Here is a 15355-nt window from a genome sequence, read left to right as displayed (position 1 = left end):
AGGGCGCACACACGCTGTCATGTTCAGGAGGAACAGCTGTAGTGAGCGATGCCGCCGGCGCTGAAGAACTGCTGCGGCCTGAGCTGGTCGTAGCGGGCCGCCAGCTCTGTGGATGGGGCGCTGTAGGGGCTGCTGAACAGGGTCTGCAGTTCCAGCACCAGGCTGTTATCACCCTGCTCCGCCTGTTGATAAGCCGGGGCGATCAGCCATTCCCGCCAGGTGATGGCCGGGTTCACGCGACGCATGGCAGCTGATGTCTCCTCCAGATCGCCGTTGGCCGTGATTCGCTCACGCCAGCGTTGCAGCCAGGTCTGCCAGCGTTGATCCAGGTCTTCCGAACTGGGCAGGTAGAAGCTCGGATGCAGCTCGGCGACATGGTCGGGAATGGTTGAGAGCAGGCGGAACGCCTTGGTGTAATCGGCTTTGGCGGCAACCAACAGCTGCAACAGTTCTGTCACCAGGGTTTCGTCGTAAGCAGGGAGCGCCAGCTTGCTGGCCCACATCGCCTCCAGTTGCTGCTGCATCGCCACGGCAAACCCTTCGTTCAGTTGATCGAGCTCGCGCTGGGCAGCGTCATCTCCCTCCAGCAGGGTGCGCAGGGATCTCCAGAACATCCGGTAGTTGGCCTCCGCTGCTGCCGGCTGGTTGAAAAAGGAGAAGTGGGCCCCACCACCGGTCCAGGGTTGGAAGCGTGGATCAAACAATTCGCAGAAGCCGAAGGGGCCGTAGTCGAGGGTGTAACCGCCGGCGGCGCAGTTGTCGCTGTTGAAGTTGCCCTGGCAGTAGCCGACCCGCATCCAGTTGGCGACCAAGGCGGTGAGTCGACCGCGGAACAGTCGCGCCAGCTCAAGCACCTGCTGATGGAAGGGCAGCGTTGCATCAATCTCAGCGCGGTAATTGCGGTCGATCAGGTGCTGCACAATCAGCCGCAGCTCGTCGTGGGCGTTGGGGTGAGCGTTGTCGCGAGCGCGGCGAGCAAACAGTTCGATCTGCCCCACCCGTAGAAACGACGGCGCCACCCGGGTGCTGATGGCGGCCTGGTTGTCGACCATCACGTCTGGATCAAAGGAGCGCGAGTGGTCGGAGTACCAGGGGCGTCGCACCGTTTCGGCTTCAGATCGATACAGGGTGAGCGAACGGGAGGTGGGAACGCCAAGGGCATGCATGAACTCCTGGGCCAGGAATTCGCGGACGCTGGAGCGGAGCACGGCCCGGCCATCGGCGCCACGGCAGTAGGGGGTCGGTCCGCCGCCCTTCAGTTGCATCTCCCAGCGCTGCCCCTCAAAAACACCTTCAACGATCGACATCGCACGGCCGTCGCCATAGCCGTTGCCCGTGCCGAAAGGACACTGCTGGATGTATTCGGTGCCGTAGATCGACAGGGCATAGCCGGTGGCCCATCCCCAGGAGTGCATCGGTTCGGCTGCGACCGAGGCATCGCCAGAAAACAGTCGGGTGAAGTCGCTGTTGTGGGCGAGGTCATCACTGATCCCAAGTTCCGCGAACAGAATGAAACTGTGGGCGACATATTTCGGTTCTGGAATGGGTGTTGGCCTCACGGGCACCCAGTGGCCTGAGAACACTGGCCTGGGGCGGTGGTCGTTGCCGTCCGATGTCGCCTCAGGATCAGGCTTCAGGGCTTGTAGCAGCGAGTAGTCGACCCGCTGCCTGAACTCTTCAAACGTTGTCGCGGTGGTGGGCATGGGGTCAGACCAGCGATCCGCTGATGCTATTGAAAGCATCACTTCGGCCTGATCGGTTAGCGCACAGCCGAAAAGCCGTTTCGGCGCAGGTATGCCGTGCCGCGGTATTGGGCCGAGTGCTGCCCATCAGGACCTGCTAAGGCTGACTCAAGACGCCGTACCAGCGCCTCACGTTTGGCGGCCTCACGATCCTGAGGGCCAAAAGCTGATCCGTTCCAAACCATGGTTGTCATCGCAGCCAAAGGAAGCAAGCCCAGACCCCCGTTCCATGGCCTGAGTCGAGCTGCGCTCCGCGGAATGCGAAGTGAACGCTGTGTCGTGGTGACGACATTTATGTCTTAGTGCCCCGGTATCGCGTTGTCCAGCTCTGACAGGGCGCCCTGACGAATACTTTGGTTTGTGTCGTCACATTCACGTTCGATTTGCGTGGCTAGGTTGAAGAAATCCCTGTTTGAAGACGATGCATCGCTTCATCCTGAGAGACGGCAAAATTTTCTCGTCAGCCACGTCTCCACCGGCGGATAATGTTCTGGCGATCAAAGACGACGACAACAAGGTGATTGCGTATTGCTTCATGACCGATGAGTCGGAGGATGCATTCATCCGGGCCGTCAGGGGAGATTGGGACGAGCGTTTTATCTGGAAAAACTGGACATGACCCCTCAGATCCTGCTCGATTGGCTCGGTCGCGTTTTGATGGCCGCGTTGTTTGTCAAAGCCGTTCCCGGAAAACTGACGGATTTCAGCGGAACGGTTGATGTGATCGCTTCAAAAGGGATTGCCGAACCCTTGGCTGGATGTCTCCTGGCCGGTGCCATCACCTGTTTGATCTTCGGATCGGTCGTTTTGTATTCGGAGAGAACACCCGGCTTGGGTCGTCGCTGCTGCTGGTGTTTCTCGTGCCCACCACACTGATTTTTCACACCTTTCCAGTGGATAGCGGCTTCTTCATGAATCTGGCCCTGATTGGTGCGTTGTTGTTGGCGCTCACTCGGTCCACTGCAGGAGCAGTGCCCAGCTTTCGCTGGCTAAGGCACCGGTGACTGGCCAGCGATGAAGAGGGAACGACCAAGGCCGACCCAGCCATGAAGGGCTACATCGAAAAAGCGGATGCCTTGATGGAGGAGTGGGGCTGCGAGTATCTCGTTCGCCAGCGCAATACCTTGCTGGTGGAAGGTGATGGGGGGCTTGACGGTGGTGACGGCCTGCAAGGGCAAAACCCTCCAGGACGGCATCGATTTTTACAAAAGCCCCGCTTATCAGGAGTTGGTGAAGCTGCGAGCCCCATTCACGGATTGGGACTTTCGCCTTGTGCAAGGACGGTTTTAAACCTTTCTTTGCTGAATGTGGATGACTCAGAACAGGGCAATGATTGGACTGAACAAGCCAATCAACCCAGCAGTCACAAGGGCAGCGGTGAGGGTGTACATGGTTCAGCCTTTGCGTGGGGTCAAGCGGGCGGCAAGGCCTCCGCTGATGCCAACGATGATGGCCAGTGCAAACAGTTCCATCGGTTGAAGCGTTGAAAAGACATTTCAATTATCTGTTTTGATCGATCATAAAAACGTATCGGTTGATTCGTTGCAGGCCGTTTAAGTGAATCTGCTAATCGGGAGGGTTTGAATCATCCGCAACCATGTTGAGTGATTAAGGGGGCCGTTGTTACCGATATCCTTGAAGCAGTCAATTTGGGTTTTTATTGTTCAAAGCTTTTTTGATCGATGGAAATTCTTCTTGCGGGATGTTTGATCTTTCCTGTGGCGGCTTTGTGGATTCAGTCCAATGAATATGAGGATGATGAGGACAACTTCGACTTCCTCTGACGTCTTCGGCGTCTATTGAACGGTCGGTGTTTTCACCGATGACGATCGGTTTCTGCCGACCTACACCAGCAGCAGAGACCGATCGATCCTTGGGAAAAGTCAGAAAAGTCACGTCCAATGCTCAGCGCGAAGAAACGCTGATCACCAGCCTCATTGGATTGATGGCCATTTTTGTAGCTGTCGCAGTCTGGTGGAGCGTTGCTCCCCAGTGGCTCACCAGCACCTGGCAGACCCTCTGAGGCCAGACGTCCGGAGGGGGGGGCTCGCCCTGCTTCATGCCATCGGTGACTCCTGGCGTTTCAAGGCGATCTGGGCCTGGCGCCAGCCTTTCACCATGACGCAGCTGGTCTGATGGCAGACCAGGTACCGGCCGTTGCCAACGGCGTCGATTGTTTGACCTTGTGAGTTGGCAAAGATGCGGCTTTTGAATTCCATGACCTCGTCCATGCGCTGATTTCACTCTTGTGGTTTGTCGCCCAGATGACAACCGGCGGCAAGGCTTGTTCACGATCCGGATAAGTATTTCTTCCTGAGATTATTCCCCTAAGTATTTTATTCTCCGCAATGTTTTTATTGACGAGCCATCAAAGCTGCTCGTAAAGGTGTCGCACTCGCAAGAATCAGATGTACTCACTCAAGCAGGAACATCAACACCAATCCATCGGCGAACGGTGGCAAGCTCTCGATGAGTATTTCGTCTGCATCAGTGCCTGCGACATCCATGACCAGACCTGTGTCACCACTTGTCTGACGACTCACTTGCAGATCGATGACGGTTCGGACCTGTCGATCGCGTCCTGAGCCGTCGTTTACGGTTCACGCCCCTTCGCTGAGGCGGGCGATGGCTCTCGATCAACTGAAAGGCTTCCTGCTGCGTCTGCAGGACGACGAAGCCCTGAAGCAGTCAGTGCTGGCGGCATCAACAGCCGATGATGTCGCCAAGATCGCCGGCGGGCTGGGCTACTCCTTCAGCGGGGATGAATTGCTGCGGTTCTCCGGCAACAGGGTGGGGCGGGTGACGGTGTCCAAGCAGGAGACGCCTGGGGAATACAACTGATTCCGGTACAGATTTTCTAGCCTGCGACCGACGACGAACTGCGCCAGATCATGCAGGCGATCTTTAACGGCACGGTGCTGGCTGACAGCGACGACATCGTGATGGTGGATGGGAACCCCTATTTCCCCCGCTCTGCCATGGCAGAGGGGTTGTTCCGAGCGTCCGATCACACCACGGTCTGTGGATGGAAAGGCACGGCTCGCTACTGGGATGTGGTGGTTGGCGATCAGGTGATCCGCAACGCCGTTTGGGCTTACGACACCCCCAAGCCAGACGCGGAATCGATCCGTGAACGCTTCGCCTTCTACCGGGGCAAAGGGGTGGAGCTGCAGTGACGATTCCCTTCGGTGAACCTGAGCCTTCGGATGCGCTGCTGAACAAGTCGGTGTTGTCCGATCGGTTGCGCTTCTGGCTCAACACGCGGCTGCGTCTTTTGGCAAAGGAGCAGCGCATTCAGGATGCGCGAGCTCTTCGCGGAGAGTTTTCGCTCGACTGAAGCGTCAGCCGAAGCCGCCACGCGGGCGGGATGGTTTGGTGGCGGGCAGAACCTCAATCACCCGTGGCTTGATCCGACTTGAGTACCAGAGATCGGTGGCTTCGGCGTAGCTGCCGGTGTCCTTGAACGAGCCATCGCGGAACTGCACCCGGTAGCGGTGGCGGTCGTAGGGCCGTGGGTCCGTGTCCTCGAAGCTCTTCATCAGCAGCGCACATTTGGAACACCATCCTGCTGGGATTCGTCAGTCAGCTGACAGGGCCGTGCCCTCCCGGCGGGGGTCGGCTGCTCCGTGCCAGCGACCGTTGATCTTCTGCAGCAGGGCGGTGCCGCTGCCCAGGCGTTGGCTACGGATCGGTTGATCACCGGGAGTGAGTTGGTCGAGGGCAACGGGCCAGGGGAGGGGCGGATCCTGTTCCAGCACCAATCCATTGCGGCGCCGCGACAGATGCGGCAGCCCGACGGCCCGTGCCGGTGGCTCACGCCAGATCAGGGAGGCCAGCAGCACGCGGCTGAGCACGTGGGGGATGCTGCGTCCGCCGGGACTGCCGACCGACAGCAGCGGTTGCCCCCGCTCGAACACGATCATCGGAGCCATCGACGACACCGGCCGACGACCGGGCCGGCGCCGGTTTGCCACTGGCTGGCCGTTGATGCTGGGGCGGAAGGCGAAGTCGGTGAGCTGGTTGTTCAGCACCATTCCCGCCACGAGATGGCGGCTGCCGAAGACCGTTTCCACCGAGCTGGTGTAAGCAGCGAGGTTTCCCTCGCCATCGACGATCGCCAGATGGGTGGTGCCCTGTTCGCGGCTTTGCTCCGGCAGCGCGTAGGGGTAGGCCGCCAGGCCAGGGGGCAGCCCCGGAGTCGGGCGAGCCGCGGGGGAGGTCTGCAGGGCAATGGCGCGGGACTGGATGTAGACGGGATCCAGCAAGGGGCCTGTCGGAATGGCCCCATCCTTGGGGTCGTGCACCCAGTAGAGGCGATCGGCATCGGCCCAGGCCTGGGCTCGCGCCAGCAGCCGCCAGGTCTGCGGATCGGCAGGGCCGCTTAATGCGTTGCTCTGGTTCAGCAGTGCCAGGGTTTGCAACACCGCCAGCCCGCCGCTGCTTGGTGGCGGCACCGTGCAGAGCCGGTAGCTGCGCAGCCGGTGGCAGAGCGGTGAGCGCTGAACCACGGCGTACCCAGCCAGATCGGCAGGGCTCCAGCCGCGGAAGTCGGGCTGGTCGGTCTGCAGGGCAGCCATCCCGGCAAGGATCTGCTGGGCCAGTTCGCCGTTGTAAAAGGACGGACCGCCGTCCTTGGCCAGAAGCTCCAGGGTGCGGGCCAGGGCCGGATTGCGGAAGGGCCGGTTGGCCGGAGGCGGTTGGCCGCCGGGCAGATACAGCGCCTGAAACGCCGGGCTGTGGTCCACGCCGATGCGTTGGGCGATGCCGATGGAACGGCGCAGGCGGGGGCTGGGGCGGAACCCATCACGGGCAAGACGGATGGCCGGCTGCAACGTGGTGGCCCAGGGCAGGCGACCGTGCTGTTGATGGACGTCCCAGAGCAGAGCCACGGTGCCAGGCACACCGATGGCCTGCGGGCGGCTGGTGGCCTCGCGCCAGGGCAGCGGTTCGCCGGAGGGCTGCAGCAGATCGTCCGGACGGCTGCTCAGGGGGGCGACCTCACGGCCATCGAGCACCTGCAGCTGTTGCTGCCGGGCATCCCAGTGCATCAGAAAACCACCACCGGCCAGGCCGGAACTCTGCGGTTCCACCACGGCCAGCACCGCCTGGGCGCTCACCAGGGCATCCACTGCCGAACCACCGGCCTTAAGTACTGCCACAGCTGCCCGGCTGGCTCGGGGGTTGGCGGTAACGACCACCGCATCACCTGCGGCGGTGGAGATGGCGGCTTGGCCGGGATCGGCGGATTCCGGGTCGTCGCGGCTCACCGGTGCGGCGGCTGCGCTGGTGCTGCTGATGCAGAGGCCGAGGATCAGCAGCAGGGCACGCAACATCAGGGCAGCGGCTTCGGGGCCAGGGTGAACCCTGCCTAGCTTGTCGGCCTTCAGCGGTGGCGGGGTCAGGGATGGCGGTGCAGCAGCAATCGGCGGCCAACCCTTCGCATGTGGTGGTGGTTGGTGCCGGCTGGGGCGGATGGGGTGCCGCCAAAGCGCTCTGTGAAGCCGGGGTGCGCGTCACCCTTGTGGATGGCCTGGCGGATCCCACCGGCAGCACGCCGCTGACCACCGCCAGCGGTAAGCCGTTTGAAGCCGGCACCCGCGGGTTCTGGCGGGATTACCCCAACATCAATGCGCTCTGCGACGAACTCGGGCTGAGCGATGTGTTCACCCCGTTCACCAGCAGTGCCTTCTGGTCGCCCCAGGGGTTGGAGGCCACGGCACCGGTATTTGGTGATGGCCCGCAGTTGCCCAGTCCGCTGGGGCAGGCCTTCGCCACGATCAACAATTTCAAGCGCCTGCCGGTAGCCGATCGACTCAGCATCGCCGGACTGCTGGTGGCAATGCTCGATCTGAACCGCAGCCCTGCGGTGTATGAGCGCTACGACGCCCTTGATGCGCTCACGCTGTTCCGGCAACTGCGGATCAGCGAGCGGATGATCAACGAGTTCCTGCGGCCGATCCTGCTGGTGGGACTGTTCAAGCCACCGGAGGAGCTGTCGGCGGCGGTGACGATGGAGCTGCTCTACTACTACGCCCTGGCGCACCAGGATTCCTTTGATGTGCGCTGGATCAAGTGCAAGAGCATCGGTGAGCAACTGCTTGCCCCCCTGAGCCGCCGTCTTTGCGATTCGCATCAGCTGCAGGTCCTGGGCGGCACGTTTGCTTCACGTTTGAACGTCTCCCCCACCGGTGCCACTGACTCGCTGGAAACGCGATCGCTGGCGACAGGCGAGACGGGTTTGATCGACGACGTGGATGCCGTGGTGCTGGCGGTGGGGGCCCGAGGCATGGGGTCTCTGATGGCCAGATCGGCGGAGTGCGCTGCCTTGGCACCGGAGCTGGCGCGGGCTGGTGGACTCGGCGCGATCGATGTGGTGTCGGTGCGGCTGTGGCTGGATCGCTCCATTGCCGTTGACGATCCCGCCAATGTCTTCTCCCGTTTCGCGGCCTTGAAGGGGGCCGGCGCCACCTTCTTCATGCTGGATCAACTGCAGGCCGACAACGAGCAGGCCCTGTGGGGGGATCAGGCGGTGCAGGGGTCAGTGATCGCCAGCGACTTCTACAACGCCAGTGCCATTGCTGAGCAGAGCGATCAGGAGATCGTTGATGCCTTGATGCAGCAGTTGCTGCCGCAGGTGCAACCGGCCTTCCGCCATGCGCAGGTGGTGGATCAGGAGGTGCGGCGTTATCCGGGATCGGTGTCGTTGTTTTCTCCCGGCAGCTTTCAGCAACGCCCGCCGCTGGAGACATCGCTTGCGACGGTGGTGTGCGCCGGCGACTGGGTGCGCATGGGGGAGCGGGAGCATGGCGCCAAGGGCCTTTGTCAGGAGCGGGCCTATGTGTGCGGGCTGGAGGCGGCCAATTCGCTGCTGCGGCGCGGGGTTGTGCGCGGAACAGTCTCCGGCGAACACCGGGTGATTCCGGTTCGCCCGGATGAACCGCAGGTGGTGCTCGGCCGGGCCCTCAACAAACTGGTGATGAATCCCCTGGAGGCGGCGGGTCTGCGCTGGCCCTGGTTCGCGGGTTCACGTTGAGCCGGTAGTTGTTTGTTGTGGTTTCAGGCGTTTGTGCTGAGTGCCATTCATGGCTCTCTCGCTAGGGTCATTTCAGTGATGGTTCGCGCTTGATGCAGATATTGGAAATGGTCACTCTTGTGTTGGTCGACCTGGCTTTGTTGGTTTATCTGGTTGAAAAGGGATCGGGATTTGTGCGGGAGCGCCGCAAGATCACGCGTCTTGTGAATCGCCATCCCGAGATGCAGGGTGTGCATCCTGAACAGGACGATCTGTTTGTGTTTGAAAGCGATGATTGTTTGAAAGATTTTGTTCTGCAGAACAATGAGCCCGGAATGGATGAACCCTTCTATGTCCCAGAGGACGAGCTTGATCAAGATTGAGATGGCGTCTGCTTTGCGCTGATGCCTTGCGCTGAGTGGAGGGCAAGGGGATGCAGGAATGGACTGATGAATTCATTCGCCATGCCCAGCAGGAGCTCGTGGCGACTGTGAAGGATTGGCAATACGACTACGGCCCCACAGATGAGGAGTGTGCCGCCATGCTTCTGTGGATGGCGCTGCGGCTGAAGCCTGATCTCAACCTTGGCCCTGACGTGATGAAGCAGCCCGCCAGCAGTGATGTGGCTCAAAGGCCTGGCATGAATCCGGAATCCCACCGATGAGTCGCCAGCGTTTCAGAGGTTTGTACCTGCAGGACACGGGCCATCCGTTGTGCTTCTCGTTTGTGACCTATACGCCGCAGACCAGAGACCAGATGGTGTCGTGCGGTGACCTGAATCCGGACGACGAATACTTCAGCCCGGTGCTGTTTGATTTTCTTCTGTTCGTTTCTGAGGGCATTCTCGGGTTGTCTCCCGATGCTGCTTTCCCACTTGGTTACGACGACCTGGCGATTGCAGCTTCACGCATCAGGGGAACTGGCGTTCAACATGAGTATCTGATCACTGTGAAGCAGGGGGCTTGGAATGATCAAAAGCAAGCTGTTCTTGATCAGCTGAGAGACATCCTGTCGACAGCGTCGTGGGATGGGGCTCGCCTGCGACGACGAGATGATCATCAATGACATCGTGGATTCACCCCTGCGCGATCACCCTTGACCAGTCCCGCCGATGCCGATGCCAACCTCAAGCGGGCTCTGCAGCAGTTGGGGCAGAACGAAGCGGCGGTGGCTGAGGCGATCAATGAAGCCCGGGCTGAACACTCCCGCACCGAGCCGCCGGTCACTGGTCCGGAATTGCTCGAACGCATTGATGCGCTGGCGGCGCAGCGTTCACTCGACAGTCAGGACGCCGCGATCCTCTGCCATTGGCCCGATGCGGCCTCAATCGGCCAGGCCTGGTTTGCGCTCAAGCATCCCGGCCAGAGCGTGCCCAGCCCGATGCTGGTGCTTGATGCCTATCTGGTGGGGGCACCGCCGTTTCTGAGCAAGGCCCAGCGTGATCAGGTGAGCGACTGGTATCGCAGCAAGGTGTCGGCCAATGCCGAGTACACCGCTGCGGTGACCGGTGCTGCCAAGGCTTTTGTGCTGATCGGTGATCTCAACGCCAGTGCCGCCGGCATGGCCTGGCAAACGATCATTCCCGATCTGCTCGCCGAGGGCCACGACCTGGAGTTCAACGTCACCAAGGAACAGGTGGCGGCTGCTGCTGCCCGTTGGATCGTGGCGGTGGCCGACACCTTCACGCCGCCATCGCTGGATTGAGGCCATTCAGCCCGCCGACCGCACCGGCACGACCGTCATGCCCACGGGTTTCAACGCGATCAAGGCCAGCTTGATGTGCTGAATCCCGAAGGGAATGCCCACGATGCTCACGAAGCAGGCGAGGGCGGAGCTGAGGTGGCCGATCGCCAACCACCAGCCGGCCACCAGAAACCAGAGTACGTTGCCGATGAGCCCCAGCGGACCGGTGCCCAGATCACCGCGTCCGCTCAATTCCTCGCGGTTCACGGCTTCCTGCCCGAACGGCCAGAGCGAGAACCTGCCGATCACAAAGCAGGAGCGCGCCCAGGGCAGCCCGATTAGCGTGATCGCGCACAGCAGCCCTGCCAGCCACCAGCCCACGGCCATCACGAAGCCTCCGAGCACAACCCAGAGGATGTTGAGCAGGGCGCTGATCATGGTTTGTTGGTGGTGGCGGAGAGGAGTTGCCACCTCGCCTCCATTGTCTGCTCAACCCATCAGGTTTGCAGGCAACCAGATGGCAGCAGTGGTATCACCCAGGCCAAAAGTTCGGCCTTCGAGGTGTTCGATGCCGATCCAGGCGCAGATCAGGGCATCGAGCATGTCTTCCACGGGCTTGAGCGATGAGAGCGTGGTCACCTCGCGGGGTTGGGGCAGGGTGAGCGGGATGGCACTGATGCGCTGGCTGAGGGCCTGGTGGATGGCGGTGAATTCCGCCAGCAGACGCCTGACCCGTTCAGCAACCGGAGGCCGCTCCGCCTTCCAGTACAGGGCTGAGCGGCTCACCTTGTAGGGCACACGGTAGTTGCGATTGAGCAAGGCCAGCAGGGCCACATGGGGGTAACACTCGATCAGGGCCGGCCCTTGGCGAGCTGGAGTTGTGGTGTGCAGGGCAACGCCGAGTTCGGCGAAGCGTTCGCGCAGTTGATCGGCGATCGCACCGGGACGCAACGCGGAGGGACTGTGTACGGCGCAGCCCTTCGGCCCGAAGAGGCTGGCGATGGCGGTGTCTGCGGCGCGACGGCTGGTGATGGGAGTCGTTGCCAGCGGCATGTCGACCGACACGCAGTCCACGGGTTGCCCCGCCAATTGATGGCAGGCCTCCAGCAGCGCTTCGGGATCGGGTTCACTGCCCTGGGCTTTTCGGCCCTGATCCCATGGTTCTCCAGCGGCGATGGCAAGGAAGCTGTCGTAGCTGGGGGCAAGGGCCAGGCATTGCCATCCATCAGCAGCTCGTTGCACAAGGGCCACACCACTGGGGTTATGGGCCGTCCAGGCGGCATCGATGCCGAGGACTTGTACTGGTGTGGGTTGGTTTCCCTCGGGCTCCTTTGGCATTTGTGTGTCGAGGATGGTCAAGAGAGCAATCCGCAGGCTGCCGTGAGCTTTCGCTCCCTCGATTGAGGGGGCTTGAAGTCTCTCTCCATCCCTCAGTTGAGGGACTCCGTCCATTCCCCGTTGTCACCCGTGCAGCGTTCGCGAGAATTGCGTTGATACTGCGGTTAATCAGGGATGGCGTGGACGACCTTGGCTCCCTGTGGCGCTGTGTTGGCGGCCCTGCTGCTTTGTGCGCCTGCGTTGGTGCAGGCCCATGGTGATGCCAAGGGCCCGTCCGTGATGCCGGCCACGTCCGAGGCGACAGGTCCAGCCATGACGATCTATCGCTCAGCCAGTTGCGGCTGTTGCACCCAGTGGGGCGAGCACATCGCGGCAGCGGGATTTCGCATCAACGATCAGGTCAACGACGACATGGATCGTGTGAAGCAGGCCAATGGCATCGCGCCGGACCAGGCCTCATGCCACACCGCCATCGTTGAGGGCTATGTGATCGAAGGCCATGTGCCGGCATCATCGATCCAACGCCTGCTGGCCGAACGGCCCGACATCCGTGGCATGGCGGTGCCGGGGATGCCGATCGGTTCCCCCGGCATGGAGGTGAAGGGGAGGACGGCGGATCCGGTTGCGGTGATGGCCATTGCCCACGACGGATCAACAACCGTGTTTGATCGCTACTGAGCCATGGAACTCCGGCTCGATTCCCGCACCACCCAGGAGGCGATCGCCCAGGCCGCCGAGCTGCTCGAACACCGGCGCCTCGTGCTGGTGTTCGGTGATCGGCTCACCCTCAGCGCCCTAGCGATTGCTGAACCAATCAAGCCGTCCCTGGTGGGTGCCGCCACCACAGAAGACGAAGGTCTTGAGCTGGTGCTGCGCACCCAGCCGGATCTGCTGATCTGCAGTTCGGATCTGGAAACCGGCTACGGCCCGGTGTTGCTCAAACGAGTGAAGGCGGAGCTGCCCACCTGTCAGCTGCTGATCGTGTTGGAGCGGGAAACCAAGGCCCTGGTGCGGGAGGCGCTGGATGCCTTCGCCGATGGGGTGATCTTCAAATCAAGCCTGGGCACGGGCCGTGGTGATCTGATCGGTGCCCTGCACACCCTCGCTGATGGTGGCGTCTATTACCCCGCGGAGATCCGCCGGCTGGCGGCGGCAGCACCGCAGCCTGATCTGCCGCCGTTGGTGGAGGAGCTCACCCAGCGCGAGCTGGATGTGGCGGCAGCGGTGGCCCGTGGCCTCAAGAGCAATGCCATCGCTGATCTGCTGGGCATCTCCCTGGAAACGGTGAAAACCCATGTGGGCAATGCCATGGACAAGCTCGGTGCCCGCGACCGCACCCAGATGGCCGTCACCGCCCTGCTCTATGGCTTGATCGATCCGCTTGATTGAGGGCTGGTAGGTGCTGTGCACACCTGAACGAGACATAGATTTTCTGTCTCTTTCGATAAGGACCGTTCGCGGCCTTGACCAGAAAAATCATTGTCGGCAGTGAGGAGTGGTGCTCCTTGCCAGGGCTTGGCCTGCCGGCAATCAAGGCCCGGGTTGATTCCGGCGCAGCAACATCCTCATTGCATGCCTTCAACATCGTGCCGTTTCAGCGCGATGAAGCTCGGTGGATCAGTTTTGAAGTGCATCCGCTTCAGAACGATCGTTCCGTGGTGATCCGCCGTGAGTCGCCTGTGCTGGAACAACGCGGTGTGCGCAACACCAGTGGCATCACCGAAACGCGCTACGTGATTCGTGAACAGCTGGTGCTCGGTGAAGAGAGCTGGCCGATTGAGCTGACTCTCACCAATCGCGATGCGATGGGCTATCGCATGCTGCTCGGCCGTGAAGCCATGGTGGGGCGCGTGTTGGTGGATCCTGAGGGCAGCCATCAACTCGGCGATCTCCGTCAGGACCAGCTCGAGGCGATGTACGCCCCTCTGCGCACGGAGCGCAATGGCCTGCGGATCGCCCTGCTGGCCTCGGACCCAGAGCTTTACAGCAACCGCCGTCTTCTGGAGGCCGGAGAAGAACGGGGCCACCGCATGGAGTTCCTCAATGTCAAGCAGTGCTACATGCGGTTGGATCCTCAGAATCCTGAGATGCACTACCGGGGAGGCAATGTGCTTGAGCGCATCAATGCGGTGATTCCGCGGATTCGCCCCAGTGTCACGTTCTACGGCTGTGCGATCACGCGCCAGTTCGAGGCGATGGGCATCAGCGTGCTCAATGCCGCAGAACCGATCAAGCGCTCACGCGACAAGCTTCTGGCTTCCCAGTTGTTTGTGCGGCATGGCCTGAACATGCCGGTGACTGGCTTTGCCAGCTCACCTCTCGACACCAAGGACCTGATCAAAATGGTTGGTGGTGCCCCGTTGATCCTCAAGCTGCTGGAGGGGGCCCAGGGGCGTGGAGTTGTGTTGGCTGAGACTCAGAAAGCGGCGGAAAGTGTGATCAACGCCATGAAAAGCCTGAATGCCAATCTTCTGGTGCAGGAGTTCATCAAGGAAGCCGGCGGCAAGGATCTGCGTTGTTTCGTGATCGGAGGAAAAGTTGTTTCAGCGATTGAACGGACGGCTGCGGTCGGAGATTTCCGCTCCAACATTCATCAAGGAGGGTCGGCCCAGGCTGTGCGCATCCGCCCGGAAGAACGCAAATTGGCTGTGTCGGCGACCCGTGCCCTCGGGTTGGATGTGGCCGGCGTTGACATCATTCGCTCCGAGCGAGGCCCGCTTCTGTTGGAGGTGAATTCAAGTCCTGGATTGGAGGGCATTGAAACCGCTACAGGAAAGGATCTGGCTGGCTTGATGATTCAGGAAATCGAGCGAAAACTGGGTTGGGTCCGCACACGTTTATCGGAACCTCAGGTCGCTTGTTGATCTGGTCCTGTCGGAATCGTTTGGGCCATATCCCTACCAGATTATTTATGAACTGATCTGAATGCCCCTCGATGCTGGCACTTCTGGTGTTTGTGATTTGGTTGATTTCGATTTCATGGCGTTTGGGGAGGAAGCCGTCACGTCATCGCGAGTCGTAATGATTTCCCGGGAATCCAGATCCTCCAGGTGGACTGGTTTTGATCCACTTGTCCCCGAATTGGGGTAGTCGATCACTCAGCCGCGAGGCATCGTGAGCCTGTAGCAGGACGTTGATCCTGCGAGATACCCAACCCATGAAGCTCGAACTCGCCCACGCCTATCCGATCGGCACCATGATCCTGGAAGGCAAGCATCAACCGTTTCATGCCTTGGCCTGTCCGTTGAAGCCAGCCATCATCAAGCGCCGGCGTCGTTGAGTTCCATCTGAACAACGACTCCTAAACAGAGCCATTGTTGGAAAGATCGGCCTGAATCATCAACATCAGTCGCTCGGGCGACTTGTACTGCCGAGGCAGTGATCGGTGAAGCAAACCGAGGCGATGCCAGCAGATGGTGCGATGCAATTCCGCACTGCTTTTGCCTTGTCGGATCAGGATCTTCAGGGCTTTGCAGTACAGCGCATAGTTCGCTTCAAGTTCACCGATGCTCAGGCTTGCTGTGGTCATGCTGCAGCGTCGTTTTGGTGGCGTCAGTGTGCGCTGGCTGGTTGTATTCCA

General features: G+C 60.9%; 25 protein-coding genes. 17 read left to right on the top strand and 8 right to left on the bottom strand.

Annotation, left to right across the window (positions count from 1 at the left end):
• Positions 1-23: 23 nt before the first annotated feature.
• Positions 24-1703, bottom strand: a complete 1680-nt coding sequence (locus tag TX72_RS07065) for a protein adenylyltransferase SelO family protein (protein ID WP_042503580.1) — start codon at positions 1701-1703, stop codon at positions 24-26.
• 460 nt (positions 1704-2163) lie between these two features.
• Here TX72_RS07065 and TX72_RS07055 point away from each other — a divergent pair, with 460 nt between their 5' ends.
• From TX72_RS07055 to TX72_RS13930, 4 genes are read left to right on the top strand one after another with little or no spacing between them, the layout of a single operon-like run.
• Positions 2164-2361 carry a hypothetical protein gene (locus TX72_RS07055; protein WP_042503576.1) on the top strand — a complete coding sequence of 66 codons (198 nt, stop codon included), beginning with the start codon at positions 2164-2166 and terminating at the stop codon, positions 2359-2361.
• Entirely contained in the window at positions 2358-2618 is a 261-nt protein-coding gene (locus TX72_RS14995; protein WP_011128265.1) for a DoxX family membrane protein, read from the top strand. The genes TX72_RS07055 and TX72_RS14995 overlap by 4 nt, the downstream gene beginning before the upstream one ends.
• Complete coding sequence (locus TX72_RS14935) at positions 2501-2746, top strand: hypothetical protein (protein WP_318655391.1); 246 nt, start codon at positions 2501-2503, stop codon at positions 2744-2746. Before TX72_RS14995 ends, TX72_RS14935 begins: the two co-directional genes overlap by 118 nt.
• Before the next feature lie 42 nt (positions 2747-2788).
• A complete protein-coding gene (locus tag TX72_RS13930) occupies positions 2789-3229 on the top strand; it encodes a hypothetical protein (protein WP_011128264.1) in 441 nt (146 codons plus the stop codon).
• Between the two features lie 157 nt (positions 3230-3386).
• On the opposite strand, the gene TX72_RS14185 is transcribed toward TX72_RS13930, so the two are convergent.
• Together TX72_RS14185 and TX72_RS14425 are read right to left on the bottom strand one after the other, a co-directional pair.
• The gene (locus TX72_RS14185) at positions 3387-3638 is read right to left on the bottom strand and encodes a hypothetical protein (RefSeq protein WP_158305738.1); all 252 of its coding nucleotides are present in this window, start codon (positions 3636-3638) and stop codon (positions 3387-3389) included.
• A gap of 161 nt (positions 3639-3799) precedes the next feature.
• Positions 3800-3961: a hypothetical protein gene (locus TX72_RS14425; RefSeq protein ID WP_173358494.1), complete on the bottom strand. Its 162-nt coding sequence runs from the start codon at positions 3959-3961 to the stop codon at positions 3800-3802.
• Positions 3962-4150: 189 nt separating this feature from the next.
• Between TX72_RS14425 and TX72_RS14420 the strand changes: the two genes are divergently transcribed.
• The 4 genes from TX72_RS14420 to TX72_RS14415 are packed head-to-tail and all read left to right on the top strand — an operon-like array spanning position 4151 to position 5079.
• The gene (locus TX72_RS14420; protein ID WP_173358493.1) at positions 4151-4327 is read left to right on the top strand and encodes a DUF8642 family protein; all 177 of its coding nucleotides are present in this window, start codon (positions 4151-4153) and stop codon (positions 4325-4327) included.
• Between the two features lie 40 nt (positions 4328-4367).
• The gene (locus TX72_RS07035; RefSeq protein ID WP_011128261.1) at positions 4368-4583 is read left to right on the top strand and encodes a Nif11-like leader peptide family natural product precursor; all 216 of its coding nucleotides are present in this window, start codon (positions 4368-4370) and stop codon (positions 4581-4583) included.
• A 50-nt stretch (positions 4584-4633) separates the two neighbouring features.
• Positions 4634-4918: a DUF427 domain-containing protein gene (locus TX72_RS07030; protein ID WP_011128260.1), complete on the top strand. Its 285-nt coding sequence runs from the start codon at positions 4634-4636 to the stop codon at positions 4916-4918.
• Positions 4915-5079, top strand: coding sequence for a hypothetical protein (locus tag TX72_RS14415; RefSeq protein WP_173358492.1), 165 nt, complete (start codon positions 4915-4917; stop codon positions 5077-5079). Before TX72_RS07030 ends, TX72_RS14415 begins: the two co-directional genes overlap by 4 nt.
• 4 nt (positions 5080-5083) lie before the next feature.
• Here the strand turns inward: TX72_RS14415 and TX72_RS07025 are convergent, their stop codons facing one another.
• Positions 5084-5281: a DUF7441 family protein gene (locus TX72_RS07025; RefSeq protein WP_011128259.1), complete on the bottom strand. Its 198-nt coding sequence runs from the start codon at positions 5279-5281 to the stop codon at positions 5084-5086.
• Between the two features lie 39 nt (positions 5282-5320).
• Entirely contained in the window at positions 5321-7075 is a 1755-nt protein-coding gene (locus TX72_RS07020; protein ID WP_011128258.1) for a gamma-glutamyltransferase family protein, read from the bottom strand.
• 71 nt (positions 7076-7146) lie between these two features.
• On the opposite strand from TX72_RS07020, the gene TX72_RS07015 reads away from it, so the two are divergent.
• The 5 genes from TX72_RS07015 to TX72_RS06995 all read left to right on the top strand — a co-directional run bounded on the left by TX72_RS07015 (position 7147) and on the right by TX72_RS06995 (position 10458).
• Positions 7147-8775, top strand: coding sequence for a hydroxysqualene dehydroxylase (locus tag TX72_RS07015; protein WP_011128257.1), 1629 nt, complete (start codon positions 7147-7149; stop codon positions 8773-8775).
• Between the two features lie 173 nt (positions 8776-8948).
• Complete coding sequence (locus TX72_RS07010; RefSeq protein WP_225867680.1) at positions 8949-9137, top strand: hypothetical protein; 189 nt, start codon at positions 8949-8951, stop codon at positions 9135-9137.
• A 50-nt stretch (positions 9138-9187) separates the two neighbouring features.
• Positions 9188-9418: a hypothetical protein gene (locus TX72_RS07005; protein WP_011128255.1), complete on the top strand. Its 231-nt coding sequence runs from the start codon at positions 9188-9190 to the stop codon at positions 9416-9418.
• On the top strand, positions 9415-9819 hold the full coding sequence (locus tag TX72_RS07000; protein WP_011128254.1) for a hypothetical protein: 405 nt from the start codon (positions 9415-9417) through the stop codon (positions 9817-9819). The genes TX72_RS07005 and TX72_RS07000 overlap by 4 nt, the downstream gene beginning before the upstream one ends.
• 30 nt (positions 9820-9849) lie before the next feature.
• The gene (locus TX72_RS06995) at positions 9850-10458 is read left to right on the top strand and encodes a hypothetical protein (RefSeq protein WP_011128253.1); all 609 of its coding nucleotides are present in this window, start codon (positions 9850-9852) and stop codon (positions 10456-10458) included.
• A gap of 6 nt (positions 10459-10464) precedes the next feature.
• On the opposite strand, the gene TX72_RS06990 is transcribed toward TX72_RS06995, so the two are convergent.
• The gene (locus TX72_RS06990) at positions 10465-10875 is read right to left on the bottom strand and encodes a YccF domain-containing protein (protein ID WP_011128252.1); all 411 of its coding nucleotides are present in this window, start codon (positions 10873-10875) and stop codon (positions 10465-10467) included.
• 51 nt (positions 10876-10926) lie between these two features.
• Entirely contained in the window at positions 10927-11775 is an 849-nt protein-coding gene (locus TX72_RS06985) for a DUF429 domain-containing protein (RefSeq protein ID WP_042503568.1), read from the bottom strand.
• Between the two features lie 174 nt (positions 11776-11949).
• Here TX72_RS06985 and TX72_RS06980 point away from each other — a divergent pair, with 174 nt between their 5' ends.
• The 4 genes from TX72_RS06980 (at position 11950) to TX72_RS14865 (ending at position 15055) form a co-directional block, all read left to right on the top strand.
• Positions 11950-12453 (top strand): DUF411 domain-containing protein, encoded by a 504-nt coding sequence (locus tag TX72_RS06980; RefSeq protein WP_011128250.1) that lies wholly within the window; start codon positions 11950-11952, stop codon positions 12451-12453.
• Positions 12454-12456: 3 nt separating this feature from the next.
• Entirely contained in the window at positions 12457-13164 is a 708-nt protein-coding gene (locus TX72_RS06975) for a response regulator transcription factor (RefSeq protein ID WP_011128249.1), read from the top strand.
• Positions 13165-13238: 74 nt separating this feature from the next.
• Positions 13239-14639, top strand: a complete 1401-nt coding sequence (gene rimK, locus TX72_RS06970; RefSeq protein ID WP_011128248.1) for a 30S ribosomal protein S6--L-glutamate ligase — start codon at positions 13239-13241, stop codon at positions 14637-14639.
• Positions 14640-14932: 293 nt separating this feature from the next.
• Positions 14933-15055 (top strand): hypothetical protein, encoded by a 123-nt coding sequence (locus TX72_RS14865; protein ID WP_263969699.1) that lies wholly within the window; start codon positions 14933-14935, stop codon positions 15053-15055.
• 21 nt (positions 15056-15076) lie between these two features.
• Here TX72_RS14865 and TX72_RS06965 read toward each other — a convergent pair whose 3' ends face one another.
• Positions 15077-15304, bottom strand: a complete 228-nt coding sequence (locus TX72_RS06965; protein WP_011128246.1) for a DUF3136 domain-containing protein — start codon at positions 15302-15304, stop codon at positions 15077-15079.
• Positions 15305-15355 lie beyond the last annotated feature (51 nt).

The organism is Parasynechococcus marenigrum WH 8102 (assembly GCF_000195975.1).
Taxonomy (GTDB): domain Bacteria; phylum Cyanobacteriota; class Cyanobacteriia; order PCC-6307; family Cyanobiaceae; genus Parasynechococcus; species Parasynechococcus marisnigri.
The sequence above is the reverse complement of the archived record's forward strand: the minus strand, read 5'-3'. Positions and strand labels throughout refer to the sequence as shown.